20 protein-coding genes are annotated in these 19,094 nt (G+C 53.3%); all 20 read left to right on the top strand.

Annotated elements, in window-relative coordinates; all coding sequences use genetic code 11:
* Window positions 1-63 precede the first annotated feature (63 nt).
* Window positions 64-276 (top strand): alpha/beta-type small acid-soluble spore protein, encoded by a 213-nt coding sequence (locus tag H8S80_RS20070; RefSeq protein WP_002603484.1) that lies wholly within the window; start codon window positions 64-66, stop codon window positions 274-276.
* Window positions 277-470: 194 nt separating this feature from the next.
* The gene (cbiD, locus tag H8S80_RS20065; protein WP_117630871.1) at window positions 471-1,658 is read left to right on the top strand and encodes a cobalt-precorrin-5B (C(1))-methyltransferase CbiD; all 1,188 of its coding nucleotides are present in this window, start codon (window positions 471-473) and stop codon (window positions 1,656-1,658) included.
* Between the two features lie 29 nt (window positions 1,659-1,687).
* A complete protein-coding gene (cobI, locus tag H8S80_RS20060; protein WP_002603486.1) occupies window positions 1,688-2,365 on the top strand; it encodes a precorrin-2 C(20)-methyltransferase in 678 nt (225 codons plus the stop codon).
* Between the two features lie 2 nt (window positions 2,366-2,367).
* Window positions 2,368-3,153, top strand: coding sequence for a precorrin-4 C(11)-methyltransferase (gene cobM / locus H8S80_RS20055; RefSeq protein ID WP_117630870.1), 786 nt, complete (start codon window positions 2,368-2,370; stop codon window positions 3,151-3,153).
* A complete protein-coding gene (locus H8S80_RS20050; RefSeq protein WP_333490791.1) occupies window positions 3,150-4,241 on the top strand; it encodes a cobalt-precorrin 5A hydrolase in 1,092 nt (363 codons plus the stop codon). Before cobM ends, H8S80_RS20050 begins: the two co-directional genes overlap by 4 nt.
* Complete coding sequence (gene cobJ / locus H8S80_RS20045; RefSeq protein ID WP_029466496.1) at window positions 4,238-4,978, top strand: precorrin-3B C(17)-methyltransferase; 741 nt, start codon at window positions 4,238-4,240, stop codon at window positions 4,976-4,978. Before H8S80_RS20050 ends, cobJ begins: the two co-directional genes overlap by 4 nt.
* Entirely contained in the window at window positions 4,971-6,452 is a 1,482-nt protein-coding gene (cobK, locus tag H8S80_RS20040) for a precorrin-6A reductase (protein ID WP_117630868.1), read from the top strand. The genes cobJ and cobK overlap by 8 nt, the downstream gene beginning before the upstream one ends.
* Complete coding sequence (locus tag H8S80_RS20035; RefSeq protein ID WP_243007846.1) at window positions 6,449-8,449, top strand: cobyrinic acid a,c-diamide synthase CobB; 2,001 nt, start codon at window positions 6,449-6,451, stop codon at window positions 8,447-8,449. The genes cobK and H8S80_RS20035 overlap by 4 nt, the downstream gene beginning before the upstream one ends.
* A gap of 3 nt (window positions 8,450-8,452) precedes the next feature.
* Entirely contained in the window at window positions 8,453-10,078 is a 1,626-nt protein-coding gene (gene cobT, locus H8S80_RS20030) for a nicotinate-nucleotide--dimethylbenzimidazole phosphoribosyltransferase (RefSeq protein ID WP_118519138.1), read from the top strand.
* Window positions 10,079-10,133: 55 nt separating this feature from the next.
* Entirely contained in the window at window positions 10,134-10,778 is a 645-nt protein-coding gene (locus tag H8S80_RS20025; RefSeq protein ID WP_117630867.1) for a bifunctional adenosylcobinamide kinase/adenosylcobinamide-phosphate guanylyltransferase, read from the top strand.
* Between the two features lie 62 nt (window positions 10,779-10,840).
* Window positions 10,841-11,485: a GyrI-like domain-containing protein gene (locus H8S80_RS20020; protein WP_117630866.1), complete on the top strand. Its 645-nt coding sequence runs from the start codon at window positions 10,841-10,843 to the stop codon at window positions 11,483-11,485.
* 51 nt (window positions 11,486-11,536) lie between these two features.
* Window positions 11,537-11,965 (top strand): hypothetical protein, encoded by a 429-nt coding sequence (locus tag H8S80_RS20015; protein ID WP_025530724.1) that lies wholly within the window; start codon window positions 11,537-11,539, stop codon window positions 11,963-11,965.
* Complete coding sequence (locus H8S80_RS20010) at window positions 11,949-13,010, top strand: DNA/RNA non-specific endonuclease (protein ID WP_117630865.1); 1,062 nt, start codon at window positions 11,949-11,951, stop codon at window positions 13,008-13,010. The genes H8S80_RS20015 and H8S80_RS20010 overlap by 17 nt, the downstream gene beginning before the upstream one ends.
* A 292-nt stretch (window positions 13,011-13,302) precedes the next feature.
* On the top strand, window positions 13,303-13,692 hold the full coding sequence (locus H8S80_RS20005) for a hypothetical protein (protein WP_117630864.1): 390 nt from the start codon (window positions 13,303-13,305) through the stop codon (window positions 13,690-13,692).
* Between the two features lie 263 nt (window positions 13,693-13,955).
* Window positions 13,956-14,207 (top strand): TM1266 family iron-only hydrogenase system putative regulator, encoded by a 252-nt coding sequence (locus H8S80_RS20000; RefSeq protein ID WP_002603498.1) that lies wholly within the window; start codon window positions 13,956-13,958, stop codon window positions 14,205-14,207.
* Complete coding sequence (gene hydE / locus H8S80_RS19995; RefSeq protein ID WP_117630863.1) at window positions 14,204-15,265, top strand: [FeFe] hydrogenase H-cluster radical SAM maturase HydE; 1,062 nt, start codon at window positions 14,204-14,206, stop codon at window positions 15,263-15,265. The genes H8S80_RS20000 and hydE overlap by 4 nt, the downstream gene beginning before the upstream one ends.
* A gap of 53 nt (window positions 15,266-15,318) precedes the next feature.
* Window positions 15,319-16,734, top strand: coding sequence for a [FeFe] hydrogenase H-cluster radical SAM maturase HydG (gene hydG, locus H8S80_RS19990; RefSeq protein WP_002603500.1), 1,416 nt, complete (start codon window positions 15,319-15,321; stop codon window positions 16,732-16,734).
* 109 nt (window positions 16,735-16,843) lie between these two features.
* Window positions 16,844-18,052, top strand: a complete 1,209-nt coding sequence (hydF, locus tag H8S80_RS19985; protein ID WP_002603501.1) for a [FeFe] hydrogenase H-cluster maturation GTPase HydF — start codon at window positions 16,844-16,846, stop codon at window positions 18,050-18,052.
* 307 nt (window positions 18,053-18,359) lie between these two features.
* Window positions 18,360-18,782, top strand: coding sequence for a helix-turn-helix domain-containing protein (locus H8S80_RS19980; protein ID WP_002603502.1), 423 nt, complete (start codon window positions 18,360-18,362; stop codon window positions 18,780-18,782).
* A 7-nt stretch (window positions 18,783-18,789) separates the two neighbouring features.
* Window positions 18,790-19,071 (top strand): DUF503 domain-containing protein, encoded by a 282-nt coding sequence (locus H8S80_RS19975; protein ID WP_025530730.1) that lies wholly within the window; start codon window positions 18,790-18,792, stop codon window positions 19,069-19,071.
* The last annotated feature ends 23 nt before the right edge of the window (window positions 19,072-19,094 follow it).

The raw sequence follows: 19,094 nt of genomic DNA, 5'->3' as shown, positions 1-19,094 counted from the left end.
GTTTAAGGGGTCTCATAACGGGCATACTCTCCTTAGATTCGAGAAAGGAGCAAGCCTGTAATCATGTCAAAAGGAAAAAAGAACGAACCATTCGATCCTCACAATTTAAAACCAGAGGAAATACTTAAATTCGAAATTGCCACGGAGTTAGGTCTCAGTGACAAAGTAATCAACGGCGGCTGGCGTTCCCTCACCGCGAAAGAAAGCGGCCGCATCGGCGGTCTCATTACGAAACGCAAACGCGAATTGAAACAAGAGGCTTTAGAAGAAAAGTAAGAACTGCGCCACAGCGCTTAAGGAGAGGGGAAGGGAGACCGGAGCTGACAAACAGACGGTTTCCCCTCCCCTCTCCTCAAGCTATATGGCTAAGAATTGGATTTGTAAGGGGAAACGCCATAGGGGCCCCTGTTTAAAAAAACTTGCCACCCCCCTCGCTATCCATTATAATATACGGGAAAGAGGAAACAGCGATGGAAGAGAAAAAGTTGAGAAGTGGTTTTACCACGGGTACGTGTGCGGCCTGTGCGGCGAAGGCTGCTGCGGTTATGCTGCTGCAGCGGGAAGCGGTGGAGTGTGTCCAGGTGATGACGCCGGGAGGAACGAGAGCGGAGCTGTTGCTGCATGATGCGGAACGGACAGAGCGTTCGGCCTTGTGCGCCGTCAGAAAAGACGCGGGAGATGACCCGGATGTGACGGATCAGGCTTTGATTTATGCTTCGGTAGAGTACATAAAAGACAGCGGTGACCCGGAGAGGTGTTACCGGAACAATCATATTTTCTTAACCGGAGGCCCTGGAGTCGGGATTGTGACGAAGCCGGGCCTTGCGTGTCCTGTGGGGCTTCATGCCATCAATCCGGTACCGAGAAAGATGATCTTTGAAGAAGTGGAGGCGGTGGCGCGAAGCGCAGGCTGCGAAGGACGCCTCCTTGTCCGAATATGGATTCCGGAGGGCGCGCGTCTGGCTCTCAGCACCTTTAACCCAAAGCTTGGAATCGAGGGCGGGATCTCTGTGCTCGGAACCAGCGGGATCGTGGAGCCGATGAGCGAGGCCGCTTTAAGGGCCACCATTCAGCTGGAACTCCATATGAAAGCCGTGGCAGGGCAGCGGGAAGTGATCTTAACACCCGGAAATTACGGGGAGAATTTTTTGAAGGAGACGTTAAATCTCTCCCTGGCCCAGGGGGTCCAGTGCAGCAATTTCGTACAGGATTCCGTGAAAATGGCGGCGGACGAGGGGATGAACGGTCTTCTTTTTGTCGGCCACGTCGGAAAACTGATCAAGGTGGCCGGCGGTGTCGGAAATACGCATTCAAAGTACGGGGACAGGCGTATGGAAATTATGTGGGACTGTGCCCGGATACACTGTGAGGAGATGGCGGAGAGTGACAGGAACCGGTTGAAAGACCAGGTGCTCGCATCCAATACGACGGAGGAGGCGGTAATCTGGCTGGAAAAGGCCGGAGTCCTGAAACCGGCGATGATGACTGCGGTGGAACGGATGAAGCAGTACGTAGAAGAGTGGAGCGGGAGAACCGTGTGCGCCGAGGTGGTGACATTTACGAACGGATACGGTATACTTGGTATGACCTGCGGGGCAGAGAATATGATTGAGGCATTTCGCATTCGGGAAGAAGCAAACGAAATGCAGAAAGAATAGAAGAGAGAACAAGAACAGGAGAGACAAGCATGTCTGGAATACTATACGGAATCGGAGTCGGTCCGGGAGACCCGGAATTAATGACCATAAAAGCAGCAAAGCGGATAAAGGAATGTGCGGTGATCGCCATTCCACACAGGGAAAAGGAACTGTGCACGGCTTACCAGATCGCGCGTCAGGCGGTGCCGGAGATTGAGGAGAAAGAGTGCCTCTACCTCCCCATGCCGATGACAAAGGATAAAAAGGTGCTGGATGAAAGCCATGATCTGGCGGCCGGCGCTGTGATGGAACGGCTGGACAGAGGGGAGGACGTGGGCTTCATCACGCTGGGTGATGTGAGCATCTACTCGACCTGCAGCTATCTGCTGGAGCGCCTGTGGAGTAAAGGGTATGCGACGAGGCTGGAATGCGGGATTCCCTCCTTTTCAGCGGCGGCGGCGAGACTTGGCATGCCGCTGGTGTCCGGAGCGGAGGAGCTGCATGTGATACCGGCTACGTACCAGGTGAAGGAAGCACTTAAGCTTCCAGGCGTCAAGGTGCTTATGAAGACGGGAAAACAGATGAAGGCAGTCAAGGAAGAGATCCGCAAATGCGGGGCCAGTGCCGTTATGGTGGAAAACTGCGGCATGGACGATGAACGGATTTTTATGTCCCTGGAGGAAATTCCGGATGAGCCGGGATATTATTCACTGTTGATTGTGAGGTAGAGATGGTACATATCGTAGGAGCAGGTCCGGGAGCACCGGATCTTATTACCGTTCGTGGGAAGGAACTGATCTCACAGGCGGATACAATCATTTACGCAGGCTCGCTGGTAAATCCGGCGCTGCTGGAATACAGAAAAGAAGGCTGCCGCGTGTTAAACAGCGCGTATATGACGCTCGATCAGGTGGTAGAGGCGGTCCGTGAGACCGAGGCAGAGGGAAAGATGACTGTCCGCCTGCACACGGGGGACCCCTGCATCTATGGGGCGATCCGGGAGCAGATGGATGAATTTGACCGTTTGGGGATCTCCTATCAAGTCTGCCCGGGAGTCAGCTCCTTCTGTGGAGCCGCCGCAGCCTTGAATATGGAATACACGCTTCCGGAGATATCCCAGAGCGTGGTGATCACCAGGATGGCAGGGCGGACTCCGGTTCCGGAGCGGGAATCCATCGCTTCATTTGCGGCGCATGGGGCGACCATGGTCCTGTTCTTAAGCTCAGGCATGGTGGCAGAGCTGGCGGATGAGCTGATGCGCGGCGGATACGGCGCGGACACTCCGGCAGCCATCGTTTACCGGGCTACCTGGGATGATGAGAAGAAGGTCGTCTGCACGGTGGGAACGCTGGCAGAGCGGGCGGCCGGGGAGCAGATCAGGAAGACAGCCCTGATCATCGTGGGAAACGCGGTGAGCCAGAGCGGGTATGCCCTTTCGAAGCTGTATGATTCGGGATTTACGACGGAATACAGGCAGGGAAGTGATTCTGAGGGGGCACAGAAAGAGAGGAAATGATGAGGCTTTCGCTGATTTGTTTTACAGGAGCGGGGGCGAAGCTTGGCGCCCGGCTGTTGAAGGAACTGAAACTCAGCGGCCATGAATGCCGCGGGTACGTGCTGGAGAAGTTTTTGAACCCGTTTCACGAGACAAATGGTCTGGAACCCTTAAAATCCAGCCTTCAGGAATGGACCGGGAACCAGTTTGAGACGCGGGAGGGGCTGATTTTCATCGGGGCCGCAGGGATCGCCGTCAGGGCCATTGCACCGTGGGTAAAGGACAAGAGGACGGATCCGGCCGTTGTGGTCATCGATGATAGCGGCCGCTTTTCCATTTCCCTTCTGTCCGGCCATTTGGGAGGAGCCAATGGGCTGGCGGAAGAGACGGCGAAGCTGACGGGAGGAATCCCCGTCATCACCACGGCCACGGATATCCATGGCCGCTTTGCGGTGGATAATTTTGCAAAGGAGCAGGGGCTTTGGATCTCGGATATGAAGACGGCAAAGGCGGTGTCCGCCGATGTACTGGCCGGTGAGCCGGTGGGATTTTTCAGCGATTTCCCCGCAGCGGGAAGCGTACCGGAGGGCTTTACCCAGAAGGAAAGCTGTAAAAGAAATGTCTGGATTACGGTGAAGCGTTATCCGGAGAACCATGACTTTCTGAAGCTGTTCCTGCCGGAAGGCGGGGAGGTGCTCCGTCTGGTACCGCGGATTGTAATCCTGGGAATCGGCTGTAAGAGGGGCACGGAAAAAGAAAGAATAGAAGCAGCCGTGGAGGAGGCATTAAGCCGGTGGAACATCGAGCCGGAGAGTGCGGCCGCCGTGGCGACAATCGATATAAAGAAAGAGGAAGCCGGACTCCTTTCCTATGTAAGGGAGCATGGCCTCTCCTTTCAAACGTATCCGGCCGAACGGCTGCTGCAGGCGAAGGGGGAATTCTCCCCGTCTTCTTTTGTTAAGGAGATCACAGGCGTGGATAACGTCTGCGAGCGGGCCGCCGTAAGCCTTGTAGAGGACCTGGGCGGAGGAAGACTGATGATGAGAAAACAGGCGGGCGGCGGCGTCACGGTGGCGGCCGCGGTCCGGGATTGGAAGGTGAAGCTGTGAAGCAGACAGGAAAATTATATGTGGTGGGAATCGGACCGGGTTCCTACGAACAGATGACGATAAAGGCGGTTCGCGCTATGGAAGAGAGCCAGGTGGTGGTCGGCTATACGGTGTATGCGGATTTGATGCGGGAACATTTTCCCGGAAAAGAGTGGATCACCACGCCCATGAGGCAGGAGACAGAACGGTGCCGTATGGCAATCGAGAAGGCGGAGGCCGGCATGACGGTGGCGCTGATCTGCAGCGGGGACGCCGGTGTGTACGGAATGAGCGGCCTTATTCTGGAGCTGGTGGGAGAATCGGATTCCCCGATCGTGGAGGTGATTCCCGGAGTGACGGCGGCGTTAAGCGGCGGCGCCTTGCTCGGCGCGCCTCTGGGGCACGATTTTGCCGTGATCAGCTTAAGCGATTTACTGACTCCGATGGAGCTGATCGAGGACAGGCTTTTGCACGCGGCAAAGGCGGATCTGGCCATATGCCTCTATAATCCCTCCAGCCGGAAGCGGTCGGATTACTTAAGACGGGCGTGTGACATCATGCTCACCGCCAAGAAGCCGGAAACGGTCTGCGGCATTGCAAAGAATATCGGCCGGGAAGGGGAGTCCATGGAGCTTATGACGCTTTCCGAATTAAGGGATACATCCACTGACATGTTTACCACCGTGTTCATCGGCAATGAGAAGACAAAGGCGGTAAACGGGAGGATGGTAACGCCGAGAGGATACCGGAATGTGTAGGATTTTAATCTTCGGAGGCACTACGGAAGGCCGTCTTCTTGCCGAATACTGCCACCAGCAGGAAATAGAGGCGTACGTCAGCGTTGTCAGCGGTTACGGTGCGGACCTGCTACCGGAAAGTGAATATCTCCATGTGCTTTCGGGCCGTATGGCCGGGGAGGCGATGGAGGGCTTCATGAAGCGGGCCTCCATCCGCGCCGTCTTTGACGCGACCCATCCGTATGCTGCGGAGGCAACCAGAAATATAAAGGAAGCCTGCGGCCGCGCCAGGGTCTCCTATCTGCGGGTGACGCGGGAGTCTGCTGCAGCGGAGAATCCTGGAGGTGACAGCGGCAAAGGCCCAGCCGCAGCATTTGCATCTCAAGTCGTATACGTGCATTCCGTAGAGGAAGCCGTCTGTTACTTGAAGGACAGGGAGGGAGACATCCTCGTGACTACGGGGAGCAAGGAACTTGCCGCCTATACAGCGCTTCCGGGATATGAGGAAAGGCTTTACGTGCGGGTTCTTCCCTCCTGCGCCGCCATATCCGCCTGCGAAGACATCGGAATAAGGGGAAAACGCATCATCGCCATGCAGGGCCCGTTTTCCGAAGAAATGAACCGGGCCATGATGCGGCAGCTGGGAGTCCGCTATTTAGTGACAAAGGAAGCGGGGACAGCGGGAGGCTTTTTAGAGAAGCTCTCCGCAGCGGAAGCACTCTCCGTGACAGCGGTTGTGATTGGAAGACCGTTGGAGGAGAGAGACGGAATTACATTGGACGCGGCGAAAATACTCCTGAAAGAAGCGGGAACCGTATCCGCCAAACGGAAGCTTTCTCTCATCGGGACAGGGATGGGAGGCCCGGGCCAGATGACGCTTGCGGCCGCTGAGGCGCTGAAACGGTGCGATGTCTTATTTGGCGCCAGACGCATGACGGACGCGGCGGAGACGCTGGGAGAAGCGGCGTCGAAAATCCTGCGGGTTCCGATTTACGGGAACCGTGAAATCCTGGAATGGCTTGAGAGCCATCCGGAGCATAAAAGAGCCGGTGTCCTGTATTCCGGCGACACGGGGTTTTACAGCGGCGCGTCCGGTATGGCCGCCGTGCTCTCGGAAAAACCGTACTGCGATTCCTATGAATTCACCACTTACCCGGGGATTTCGTCCGTGTCGTACTTATGTGCCAAAATGGGACGAAGCTGGGAGCATGTGAAACTGATCAGCCTGCACGGGCGGGACTGCGACGCGGCCCAGGTGCTGGCTCAGAATCCGGCGGTATTTACGCTGCTGGGCGGGGCGCACACGGTAAAGGAACTCTGTAAGCAGCTTTTAAGAGCCGGGCTTACCGACGTGAGAATCACTGCGGGGGAGCGGCTCTCCTATGCCGATGAGCGGATTGTGACCGGAACGCCGGACCAGCTTGCAACCATGGAATTTACAAGCCTGGCTGTGGTTCTGATGGAACGGAACGAAGAGAGTGAGGGTGTCAGATGAGAGACGAATGGTTTATCCGGGGAGAGGTCCCCATGACGAAGAGCGAGGTTCGTGCCGTTTCGGTGGAGAAGCTGGAGCTTTCGCCCGATTCGGTCCTCTATGATATCGGAGCGGGGACCGGTTCCGTGTCGGTGGAGGCCGCGGCTTTTATGCCGGAAGGCACAGTCTATGCGGTCGAGAAGAAGCGGGAGGCCGTGGAGCTGCTGGAGAAAAACAGGAAAAAGTTTCAGGCGGAGCAGATTCGAATCATAGAAGGCGCGGCCCCGGAGGCTTTAGAGGGTCTGGAGGCGCCTACCCATGCATTTCTGGGAGGCACCTCCGGCAAAATGGCAGATATTCTTTCTCTGCTGCTGGCAAAGAATCCAGAGGTCCGGGTGGTGGTGAATGCGATCACGCTGGAATCCGTTTCGAAGGTGATGGAATGGACTGCCGCCCGCGGGATTGAGGCCGATATCGTTCTGGTGTCAGTTTCACGGGCGAAGGCGGCGGGCCGGGTCCACATGATGATGGCTCAGAACCCTGTTTATGTGATTTCCTTTGGGGGGAGAGAGACAGGGGGCGTGAAAGCGGCAAAGCAAGCGGTGACAGCCGAAAAGGCCTCCGGCTCAGAAACCGCATATCCGCGTTTGATGCTTGCCGCACCGAAGAGCGGCAGCGGAAAAACGATGATGACCTGCGGACTGCTGGCTGCATGGAAAAAGCGGAAGATAGAATGCCGGGCGTTTAAGTGCGGGCCGGACTACATCGATCCCATGTTTCACAAGTATGTACTGGGAATTGACGGTGGGAATCTGGATACTTTTTTCCTGCCTGAGGAAGAGGTGCGAAATCAGTTTAAGGACCTGGCAGCCGGTGCTGACCTTTCGGTGGTGGAAGGCGTGATGGGATATTACGACGGTGTCGGAGGAAATGACACTTGGGCCAGCTCCTACGACACGGCCCGCGCCCTTGACGCGCCCGTCGTACTGGTTCTGGACTGCAAGGGAGCCTCACTTTCCCTGGCGGCAGAAATAAAAGGATTTCTGGAATATAGAAAAGACAGCCGTATACGCGGCGTTATCCTAAACAGGATCTCTCCGGTGATGGCGGAACGTCTCGTGCCGGAGATCGAAAAGCTGGGAATTTCCGTGTTCGGCTATCTGCCGGAATGCGACGCGGCAAAAGTAACCAGCCGTCATCTCGGACTTGTGATTCCGGAGGAGTCCAAAGCCCTGCGGGAGCGGCTGGAACTGCTGGCTTTAGAGATGGAGAAGACCGTGGATGTGGAGGGGCTTTTACGGCTGGCAGGCGGTGCCGGGGAATGGAAGGACGACGGTGAAGCGGCGGAGGGCGGTGCGGAGGCCGTAATCGCCATTGAAGCGCCCGGAACGGAACGCATCCGGATCGGTATCGCCAGAGACGAGGCTTTCTGTTTTTACTATCAGGAAAATATAAAGCTTTTTGAGAGTCTGGGAGCCGAGTTCGTGGAATTTGATCCTATGCGGGATGAGCATCTGCCAAAGGATATTGCCGGGCTGATGCTCGGCGGCGGTTACCCGGAACTCTATGCCGAAAGATTGTCGGCCAACGGCTCCCTTTTAAGAGAAATAAAAGAAGCGGCGGCCGGCGGAATGCCCATACTCGCGGAGTGCGGCGGTTTCCTCTATCTTCATGAGGAGCTGGAGACGAAGGAGGGGGAGGTCTTTCCCATGGCGGGAGTTATCGCGGGGCGGGCATTTCCAACCGGAAAACTGTCCCGATTCGGATACATCGGGCTCGTGCCCTATGGGGACACCCCGCTTTTGAAAGAAGGGGAAGAGATCCGCGGCCATGAATTCCACTACTGGGACAGCACGGCCTGCGGCAATGCGATGAAGGCCGTGAAACCAGGCGGAAAGAGAAGCTGGGACTGCATTCATGCAGATGGCGGTCTGCTGGCCGGTTTTCCCCATCTTTATTATCCATCGAATCCGTCTGCCGCAGAGCGGTGGCTGGAGCTTTGCAGGAAAGGAACTTAAGTCATGACAGAAGAATTAAACATACGGCGGGGCGTCTCAGAGGACATTCCCGAACTGGTGCGGTTATACGACGAGACGGTCGGGCATCTGGAAAGCCATGTCAACTATCCGGGCTGGAAAAAGGGAGTCTATCCCGGAAGGGACGCGGCGGAAGAGGGTGTGGAGACAGGCACACTCTATGTGGCGGAGACTGGAGGCCGCATCATCGGTTCCATCATATTAAATGGAAAGCAGGAGGCCGCATACAACGGTGTCTCCTGGGGCGTGGAGGCGGAGCCGGATGAGGTAATGGTGATCCATACATTTCTCGTTCACCCGGATTTCAGGAAATCCGGCGCGGGGAAATTCCTGATGGAGTTTGCGGAATTGCAGGCCCTGAGGGAAGGAAAGAAGACGATCCGCCTTGACGTATACGAGAAAAATGAACCTGCAGTCCGGCTCTATGAGCGGCAGGGATACCGTTATGTGGCGACTGTGGATCTGGGACTGGGCTCCTGGGGCCTTCCGTGGTTTAAACTCTATGAGAGAACGGCGGAAGAATGCTTAAACGGGGTGTTGTCCAGGATATCCCCTCTTTCGGCAGGTGCCGCGGAACTGGCCTCTCTCACATGGAGCCATGTGGCGAAGCCGCTCTACAGCCTGGGGATTCTCGAAGAGGACGTGATAAAGATCGCCGGAATATCAGAGACCCAGCATGTTGATATCGGTAAACGGGCGCTGATTATCATGTGCAGTGATAACGGCATTGTAGAAGAAGGTGTAACGCAGACCGGACAGGAAGTCACTGCCGTGGTAACTGAAAATATGACGGATGGAAACAGCAGTGTCTGCCTCATGGCTGACCGGGCGGGAGTGGACGTGTTTCCGGTGGATATCGGAGTCTCCAGAGATCTGTGTTCCGGCGCCAGAAACCCGCTGATACGGAAAAAACTGGCTTATGGAACAAAGAATTTCCATAAAGAACCGGCCATGACCCGGGAAACCGCAGTATCGGCCATTGCCGCGGGAATTAGCGTGGCTGGGGAACTGAAGGAAAAAGGGTACCGTCTGATCGCCACCGGAGAGATGGGGATCGGCAACACGACGACGAGCAGTGCCGTGGCGGCCATGCTGCTGGATCGTGATCCGGCTGAAATGACGGGCCGCGGGGCGGGACTGTCGGACGAGGGCCTGATGAAAAAAATATCCGTTATCCGGGAAGCTGTGAAGCGGTACGGACCGGAATGCAGCGATGCCATCGATGTGATCGCCCATGTGGGAGGCTTAGATCTCGCCGGCCTTACCGGCGTCTTTTTAGGGGGCGCGGTCTACCGCATTCCCGTTCTGATCGACGGCTTTATCTCGGGTACTGCGGCGCTTGCCGCAGCAAAGCTGGCACCGGCCGCCCGCGATTATATGCTGGCCACCCACGTTTCGGCGGAACCGGCGGGCCGCCTGCTCCTGGATGAACTGGGCTTAAAACCATTTGTGGCGGCAGGAATGTGTCTGGGGGAGGGAACCGGCGCGGTTGCGTCCATCCCGCTTCTCGATATGGCGCTGGAGGTTTATACCAAAATGAGCACATTTCAGGATATTCAGATTGAGGAGTACAAGCCGCTGGCGCCTCAGACTAACTCCGGGGCACATTAGCAGTGCATCCCGGCACCACCAGGGCGTGCTGGTGCTCACAGCGAGGAGGAAGAGGATGGTAACACTGGTAACGGGAGGCAGCGGTAGCGGAAAATCGGCCTTTGCCGAGCAGGAGATTGTCAGACTGGGAAAACGGAGGCGGATCTACATTGCGACCATGAAGCCTTGGGATGAGGAGTGCAGACGCCGGATTGAACGTCACCGTCTGATGCGGGCAGATAAGCAGTTTGAGACTGTGGAGTGCTACCTCGGCTTAGAGCGGCTGAAGCTGCCTGCCGCAGGAAAAGACGGAGAGCTGACCGGAGCAGCGGAGTATGCAGTTCTTTTGGAATGCCTCTCCAACCTGGTTTCCAATGAACTGTTTGGAACCGGGGAGGACGACTGTCCGGACAGCATTTCCGCCGAATACGGTTCTGCGGCGGCGGATTCGGTAGTAGACGGAATTCTGAGTCTGAGTAGGAAAGTATCTGATCTCGTCATCGTGACCAACGAGGTGTTTTCGGCCGGCGATTACCGCAAACAACCGGTCTGCATAAAATGGGACGAAAACGGGGAAAATCCGGATACCGGAGATCTCTGCGGCTGGGATGAATCCACGGCTCTCTATCTAAAGGTTCTGGGAGAAATCAACTGCCGTCTGGGAATGCTTGCAGACCGCGTCATCGAGGTGAGCGCAGGAATTCCCGTTGTAATTAAATAATCATGTCATACAGTTGTCGTGTTTACTGTGTTACACTCATAAAAAAGTAAGGAGGCAGCAGTATGACACCATTTGATTATAAAAAAGAGTATAAGGCATTGTATCTTCCGAAGGAGATGCCATCCATCGTGGAGGTACCTTCCATGCAGTATGCGGCGGTGAGAGGACACGGAGATCCGAACGAGCCGGAAGGGGAATACGGAAGGGCGGTTGCCGTTCTGTACGGGATTTCCTACACGATTAAGATGAGCTATAAGGGAAGCCGGAAGGTTGACGGCTTCTTCGAGTACGTCGTTCCGCCGCTGGAGGGCTTCTGGTGGATGGAAGGCGGCGCGCCGGGCGTCGATTACAGGAACAAGTCCGGATTTAACTGGATTTCCATAATCAGAGTGCCGGAATTCGTCACAGAGGAGGTATTTGCCTGGGCGAAGGAGGAGGCGCAGCGAAAAAAAAGGATCGATACGAGTCTTGCGGAGCTGATTACAGTTTCGGAGGGCCTGTGCGTCCAGTGTCTCCATATTGGAAGCTATAATGAGGAACCGGCCACCGTTGCAAAGATGGACCATTATAGGATGGAACAGGGCTATGAGAACGATATTTCTGATCGCAGGCGTCACCATGAGATATACTTAAGTGATCCGAGGAAGGTTTCTCCGGAGCGTATGAAAACCGTAATCAGGCATCCGGTGAGACCGAAGATTGATTAGAGCGTATCTGGATATGAATTTTCAGACATGCTCTGGGAGAGGAAGGAAAAAATGATAGTCATGATTTGTGTTGACGACCATAACGGCATGATGTTCAACCACCGGCGTCAGAGCAGAGACAGCGCAGTGCAGGAGCGGGTGCTCCGGTGCTCGGAGAACAGCAGACTTTGGATGAACGAGTACTCCAGTAAGCTGTTCCCGGAGCCTAAACCGGACTGGCTGTCCGTCGATCCGGCATTTCTTGACAGGGCGGGAAGCGGAGAGTACTGCTTTGTTGAGGACCAGGACATTCGGCCATATGAAGATGAGCTTGAATCGATCATTCTGTTTCAATGGAACCGCAGTTATCCGGCGGATTTCCATTTTCCGGCGGATATCCTGTCTCATGGATGGACCATGACGGAATCCGAGGAGTTTGAGGGAAGCTCCCACGAAAAAATAATAAGAGAAGTGTATAAAAAAGATGAAGAGAATAAGTAATTATATTGCAGTTTTAGTCATGACGGCGCTGCTCCTTGCCGGCTGCGCCCAGTCACCGGCCCCGATTCCGGACCAGGCGCTGGCTCAGACATCGGCTCAAATGTCAGACCAGACATCGGCTCAGACCGGCGAAAGCCAAAGCACTGCCGGTGTATTGGCCAATGAGACAGAGCTTGTGGGTAGTACAGGACCGAAGCAGTTCAAAGTATCCGATATTCCCGCCTATTCGGGAGAAGCGTATGCCGCGGTAAACGGGAATGTCCCCTATTTCGAAACGTCAGATTTCACGACAGAGTCCTTCGAGACTTACAGTGATTTAGACAGCCTCGGAAGATGCGGCACGGCCTATGCCAATGTAGGCACAGACCTTATGCCGACAGAAAAACGCGGGTCCATAGGCAAGGTGAAGCCTTCCGGGTGGCAGACCATAAAATACGATTTTGTAGACGGTAAGTACCTCTATAACCGGTGCCACTTAATCGGCTTTCAGCTGACGGCTGAGAATGCCAATGAAAAGAATCTGATCACAGGTACCCGGTATATGAATGTGGACGGCATGCTGCCGTTTGAGAACATGGTGGCCGACTACGTCAAGGAAACGAAAAACCATGTCCTGTACCGTGTTACTCCGGTTTTCCAGGGTAATAATCTGATCGCTGACGGCGTACTGATGGAGGCAGAATCCGTTGAGGACGAGGGCGACGGAATTTTATTCTGTGTATTCGTCTATAACGTGCAGCCCGGAGTCACCATAGACTACGCTACCGGCAGCAGTCAGCGATCAGAGAGTGCACCACAGGAGACCGCAGCGCCCGAGGACGGCAGCACAGCCGGGAAAAAAGCTGAGAGCAGCGCAGAAAGTAAAAACGAAAGTAAATCCAGTACCGAGACCACTTATATTTTCAATACCAATACTCACAAATTTCACTATCCTTCCTGTTCCAGTGTTTCACAGATGAATGAATCAAACAAGCAGAGCTTCACCGGCAGCCGGGATGAAGCGATCGCGCAGGGCTATGAGCCGTGCGGGAGATGTAAGCCTTAATTCCTTTTTCTGACGGCTGGTATCTTTAGCTATAAAATTTACAGTTGTAGTGGGGGAGAGGCTCTGTGCCCCTCCTCTTTCCCGTCTTCACTCCAGGTCTCTCCCAAGCGTATCTTTCAGCCTCCAAATCCAATTCTGCGCCGGTAAATACGAATTGAAACTGTGATATTTTTTAAAATATTATAGACTTTATACGCCCGTGTATGGTATTATATACATAAGAAACACGTCACTAAAAGTTAATAATTGGATTGTAAAAAGTATGGTTCAATTTACTTGTATGGAGGTATATATGACAGATACAGAAAAAATTGATCAGATCCTATTAAAAATGGAAAGTTTTGCGACAAAAGACGATTTGAAAGCCTTTGCGACAAAAGACGATTTGAAGGCCTTTGCAACAAAAGACGATTTGAAGGTCTTTGTAACAAAAGACGATTTGAAAGACTTTGCGACAAAAGCAGACTTAAGGCATGAAACCAATTTGGTGTTGGAAGAGTTGGATAAAACGGAGCAGAGACTCAACCGAAGGATTGATTCAACCAACAAAGACCTGCAAGAGTTACGTCAATATGTCACAGCTGTGCGATATAACAATGAGATTGTCGAAATTCTGATGAAACGACAGGACAATGTAGAACAAAGATTGCAAAAAGTGGAAAGAAAGGTGTTGTGTTCATAAGTTGTAACAGTTCAGACGGCGGGATAATTGGCGCATAAGTTGTTTGGAACTGTAAAAGGCAGAAAACAATTGAAAATATTTACAGCTCGTGATATGCTATTACTGTATCCTGACGCCAAAAACATGCTTTGAGGCGAAAGGTTCGGCTCGAGATAGGAAATATAACATGGAATGCAGATCGCATTCTTTTCTTGCCGTACCTTTTGGGGTGCGGCATTTTTGCTTTGATATTTGAAATATTATAAGATTCCGGAGGTGTAACGATGGAAACAAGGATCGCGGTGGTGGGAATCGTTGTGGAAGCAGAGGAATCCGTAGAGGAACTCAACGAAATTCTTCATGAATACCGCCAGTACATCATTGGCCGTATGGGGATTCCCTATCATGAGAAGAAGATCAGCATTATCAGTATTGCGGTGGACGCTCCCCAGAGTATTATATCGGCTCTTTCCGGCAAGGTGGGAAAATTGAAGGGAGTCAGCTCGAAGACCGCCTACTCGGGAGTGAAATCATGAGCGACGCTGCAAAGAAGGTCATGGACTTAGCCGTGCGGCTGGCGGAGAATCACGATCTGCCGGATGACGCGCTGTATACGCTGATTACGGAACGGAATGAAGAGACAGCCCTGTTTTTGAGAAACGAGGCCAGAGCACTGTGCGAACGGATCTACGGACGCTTCGTCTATATCCGAGGACTGATTGAATTTACGAATTACTGTAAAAATGACTGCTACTACTGTGGAATCAGGAGAAGCAACCGGGAGGCAGAGCGGTACCGGCTGACAGAGGAGGAGATTCTGTCGTGCTGTGAGGCTGGCTACGGCCTGGGATTCCGCACTTTTGTGCTTCAGGGCGGAGAAGATCCCTATTTTACGAATGAACGGCTTGGCTCCATTGTGGCGTCAATCCGAGGGTTGTGTCCGGACTGTGCCATCACCCTGTCGGCAGGGGAGCGAAGCCATGACAGCTATAGACGCCTCCATGATGCGGGGGCAGACCGTTACTTACTCCGCCATGAGACGGCCGATCCGTGCCATTACGGAAGGCTTCATCCGGAGTCGATGAGCTTCGATAAGCGGATGGCGGCGCTGAAGGATCTGAAGGAAATCGGTTATCAGACTGGCTGCGGCTTTATGGTTGGGTCACCATACCAGACCGCGTCCATGATCGTAAAGGATCTGCGCTTCATGAAGGAATTCGGTCCTCATATGATTGGGATCGGACCGTTTCTCTCTCATAAGGACACTCCGTTTTGTGATATGGAAAATGGGACAGCCGAATTGACACTGTATCTGCTGTCGGTTATCCGTCTGATGATGCCGAAGGTGCTGCTTCCTGCTACCACGGCACTCGGAACCGTGACGGAAGGCGGCAGAGAGGCGGGAATCTTAAGCGGCGCCAATGTGGTCATGCCGAATTTGTCCCCGGCAGGCGTCCGAAAGAAGTATATGCTGTATGACAACAAGCTGTCCTCCGGCTCCGAGGCCGCGGAGAGCCTGGAACTCTTAAGGGAATCCTTAAGTAAAATCGGTTATGGGATTGCCGTCTCGCGGGGCGACAGTCTTGTAATATAAAAATGAATGACTGACGGAGAAGCATTTGCTGACCCGGAAGAAAGGAAGGAATCATGTATAATCCAGAATCGTTAAAAGCAGAGGAATTTATTTCACACGAGGAGATCCAGGAGACACTCGACTATGCGGAAAAAAACAAAGAAAACGTGGAGCTGATCGACTCGATCATCGAGAAGGCAAGGCAGCTGAAGGGACTCAGCCACAGGGAGGCGTCCGTGCTGCTGGCCTGCGAGATGCCGGACAAGATTTTAGAGATGTATAACCTGGCGGAAGAGATTAAGAAGAAATTCTATGGAAACCGTATCGTCATGTTTGCACCTCTCTACTTATCCAACTACTGTATCAACGGCTGTACGTACTGTCCGTACCACGGCAAGAACAAGCACATCGCCCGCAAGAAGCTGACGCAGGAGGAAGTGGCAAAGGAAGTAATCGCCCTTCAGGATATGGGCCATAAGCGTCTGGCTATCGAGGCGGGAGAGGACCCGGTGAGGAATCCCATCGAATACATATTGGAATGTATCGATACAATCTATTCCATTAAGCATAAGAACGGAGCTATCCGCCGTGTGAATGTGAATATTGCCGCTACCACGGTTGAGAACTACAGGAAGTTAAAGGACGCGGGAATCGGAACCTACATTCTGTTTCAGGAGACGTATCACAAGGAGAGCTATGAGAAGCTTCATCCGACGGGACCGAAGCACGATTACGCCTACCATACCGAGGCTATGGACCGGGCCATGGACGGCGGAATCGATGATGTGGGACTTGGCGTACTCTTCGGACTGGAGCTCTACAAATATGAGTTTGCAGGCCTTTTAATGCATGCCGAGCATTTAGAGGCGGTTCACGGTGTGGGCCCTCACACCATCAGCGTTCCGCGTATCAAGCATGCCGACGATATCGATCCAAGCGCATTTGACAACAGCATCAGCGACGACATCTTTGCAAAGCTCTGCGCATTGATCCGTCTTGCTGTGCCATATACGGGAATGATCATATCCACAAGGGAGAGTCAGCAGGTGAGGGAAAAGGTGATCCGCCTCGGTGTGTCCCAGATCAGCGGCGCTTCCAGAACGAGCGTAGGCGGTTATCAGGAGGAGATCCGGCCGACCGATACGGAGCAGTTTGACGTTTCCGACCAGAGAAGCCTCGACGAGGTGGTGCGCTGGCTGATGGAGATGGGGTATATTCCGTCCTTCTGTACCGCGTGCTATCGGGAAGGCAGGACCGGTGACCGTTTCATGAGCCTCTGTAAGAGCGGCCAGATTCAGAACTGCTGCCATCCCAACGCGCTTATGACGTTAAAGGAATTTTTGATGGATTACGCCTCCGAGGACACGAAAGCCATCGGAGAGAAGTTAATCGAGGCAGAGCTCGCCAATATTCCAAAAGACAAGGTACGGGATATCTGTAAGGATCATTTGGAAAAGATCGAACAGGGAATCCGGGATTTCCGGTTCTGAGATAGCATGCAGGAATGAATTTTCAAACATGCTCCAGGTCTCTGTCAGCGATGGCGGAGTGGACAGAAATAAATAAAAGACAACTCAGAGGACTGTGGGGTGAAGAAATATGGGACTAAGTGATACGCCGGGCGGCGAGCGCATACACATCGGCTTCTTCGGCCGCCGCAATGCGGGAAAATCCAGCATAGTAAACGCGGTCACGGGCCAGGAACTGTCCGTGGTATCTGATATCAAGGGAACGACGACGGACCCGGTCTATAAATCCATGGAGCTGCTTCCCATGGGCCCTGTGGTGATCATCGATACCCCGGGCTTTGACGATGAAGGCGCTCTCGGAGAGCTGCGCGTGAAAAAGACCCGGGAGATTTTAAACAGGGCGGACTGTGCCGTGCTGGTGGTCGATTCGGTTTTGGGAAAGACGAAGGCCGATGAGGAAATGCTTTCACTATTTAAAGAGAAACAGCTTCCATATCTGATCGCTTATAATAAATGGGAGCTGCTGGACGAAAAAGAGCATAAAGCAAAAGAGCAGACAGCGGACGAAAAATCTGTTTTTGTCAGTGCCGAGACGAATTACCATATCCAGGAGCTAAAGGAGAGGATCGCCGGCCTCGTAAAAGAGAAGGAAAATGGCTGCCGTCTGGTGGGAGATTTCTTAAAACCTCTCGATCTTGTGGTCCTTGTGGTCCCCATTGATAAGGCCGCGCCGAAGGGACGGCTGATCCTGCCGCAGCAGCAGGCCATCCGGGATATTCTGGAGGCAGGGGCCATGTCCGTGGTGGTGCGCGACACGGAGCTTTTAGCAGCGCTTAAGAAGCTGGGCCGCGATCCGGATCTGGTGATCACGGACAGCCAGGCATTTTCCGAGGTGGCCGAGGTGGTACCGGACCATGTACTGCTCACCTCCTTTTCCGTTCTGATGGCAAGATATAAAGGATTCCTGGATGCGGCGGCAAGTGGAGTGAAGGCCGTGAACCAGCTGCAGGACGGGGACCGGATTCTCATATCTGAGGGATGTACCCACCACCGGCAGTGCAATGATATCGGCACGGTGAAGATTCCGGCCTGGATTAAGAAATACACGGGGAAGAATGTCATCATCGAAACGTCCTCGGGGCGAAGCTTTCCGGAAGACTTATCCGGTTACCGCCTGGTGATCCACTGCGGCGGCTGCATGCTCAATGAGAGGGAAGTCAGATACCGCATGCAGTGCGCGGGGGACGCGGGCGTTCCCTTTACGAATTACGGTATGGTCATTGCGCAGATGAAGGGGATTCTGGAGCGAAGCATGGAAATCTTCCGGAAGGTTCAGTGATTAGTCCGGGAAAAATATTTCCGGCTTGCGGGAATAACAGCAGAGCAGGAAGGATAACGGAATCCGCGTTATCTTTCCTGCTTTTTGTATCATAAAAAAAGGACTCTTAGTACAGGAATGATTTACAGAGAAGGAACCGGCAGTGCAGACCGGGCGCTGAGGCGGTTCGTCGTCTGTGAACACGGCGGGAAATGGAAAAAAATACCATATATGGAGTTTAAGGACTACTCAGCGTGCGTTCCAAATACTGATTATTTCATGTAAAATAATAAAAGAAGTATTTTACATCAGGAAGGATTTATTTTACATGAATGATAACAGAAGTAAAAATCAGCCGCGAGTACGGAAATTTCCATCAGAGCCGACCGGGGAGAAGGGCCCGGGACGTGCATCAAAGGGCGGACGAAACAAAGAGGAACTGCTGCGTGAAATGGGGAACCGCCTGAGGCAGATCAGGCTGGAAAAGAACTGGACTCAGGATAAGATGGCGGAATGTCTCGGTATTACGAAAGCATTTTATGGAAAAATCGAGAGGGGAGAGAGCAGTATTGCCCTGGAAAAACTGGCCCTGTTGAATGAAACCATGGACATTGACTTAAACTATCTGATAACCGGGGAGACAATTCCGGTACTTCCGATCAATTTTCAGGATGTTCCCCGCGAGAAACGATACAGCATGGAACAGCTTATCAAGTATGCCGTCAGTCTGGCATCATCAAAAGAGGAGTGACAGAGAAATGAGAATTTTATCGTTGACAATCAGACTTCACGCCCCGTGGGTCCATTCTTTAAAGGAGAAGCGGATGGTGGTGAAGAGTCTGACTGCAAAGCTTCGCAATAAATATAACGTATCCGCAGCAGAGACCGATGAACAGGATATTCACCAGATTATCGTCATCGGAGTGGCCTCGATTGCTGCAAACCACGCTCAGGCCGACAGCATGGAGGAGGAGATTCTGCATTTTGTGGAGTCGAATACGGAGGCAGAGCTGGTGGAACACGTGAAAGAAGTATTTTAAAGGCAGAGATAAAAAAGAGCATT

It is taken from the genome of Hungatella sp. L36 (genome assembly GCF_014288035.1).
This window is presented reverse-complemented; position numbering and strand designations above follow the sequence as displayed.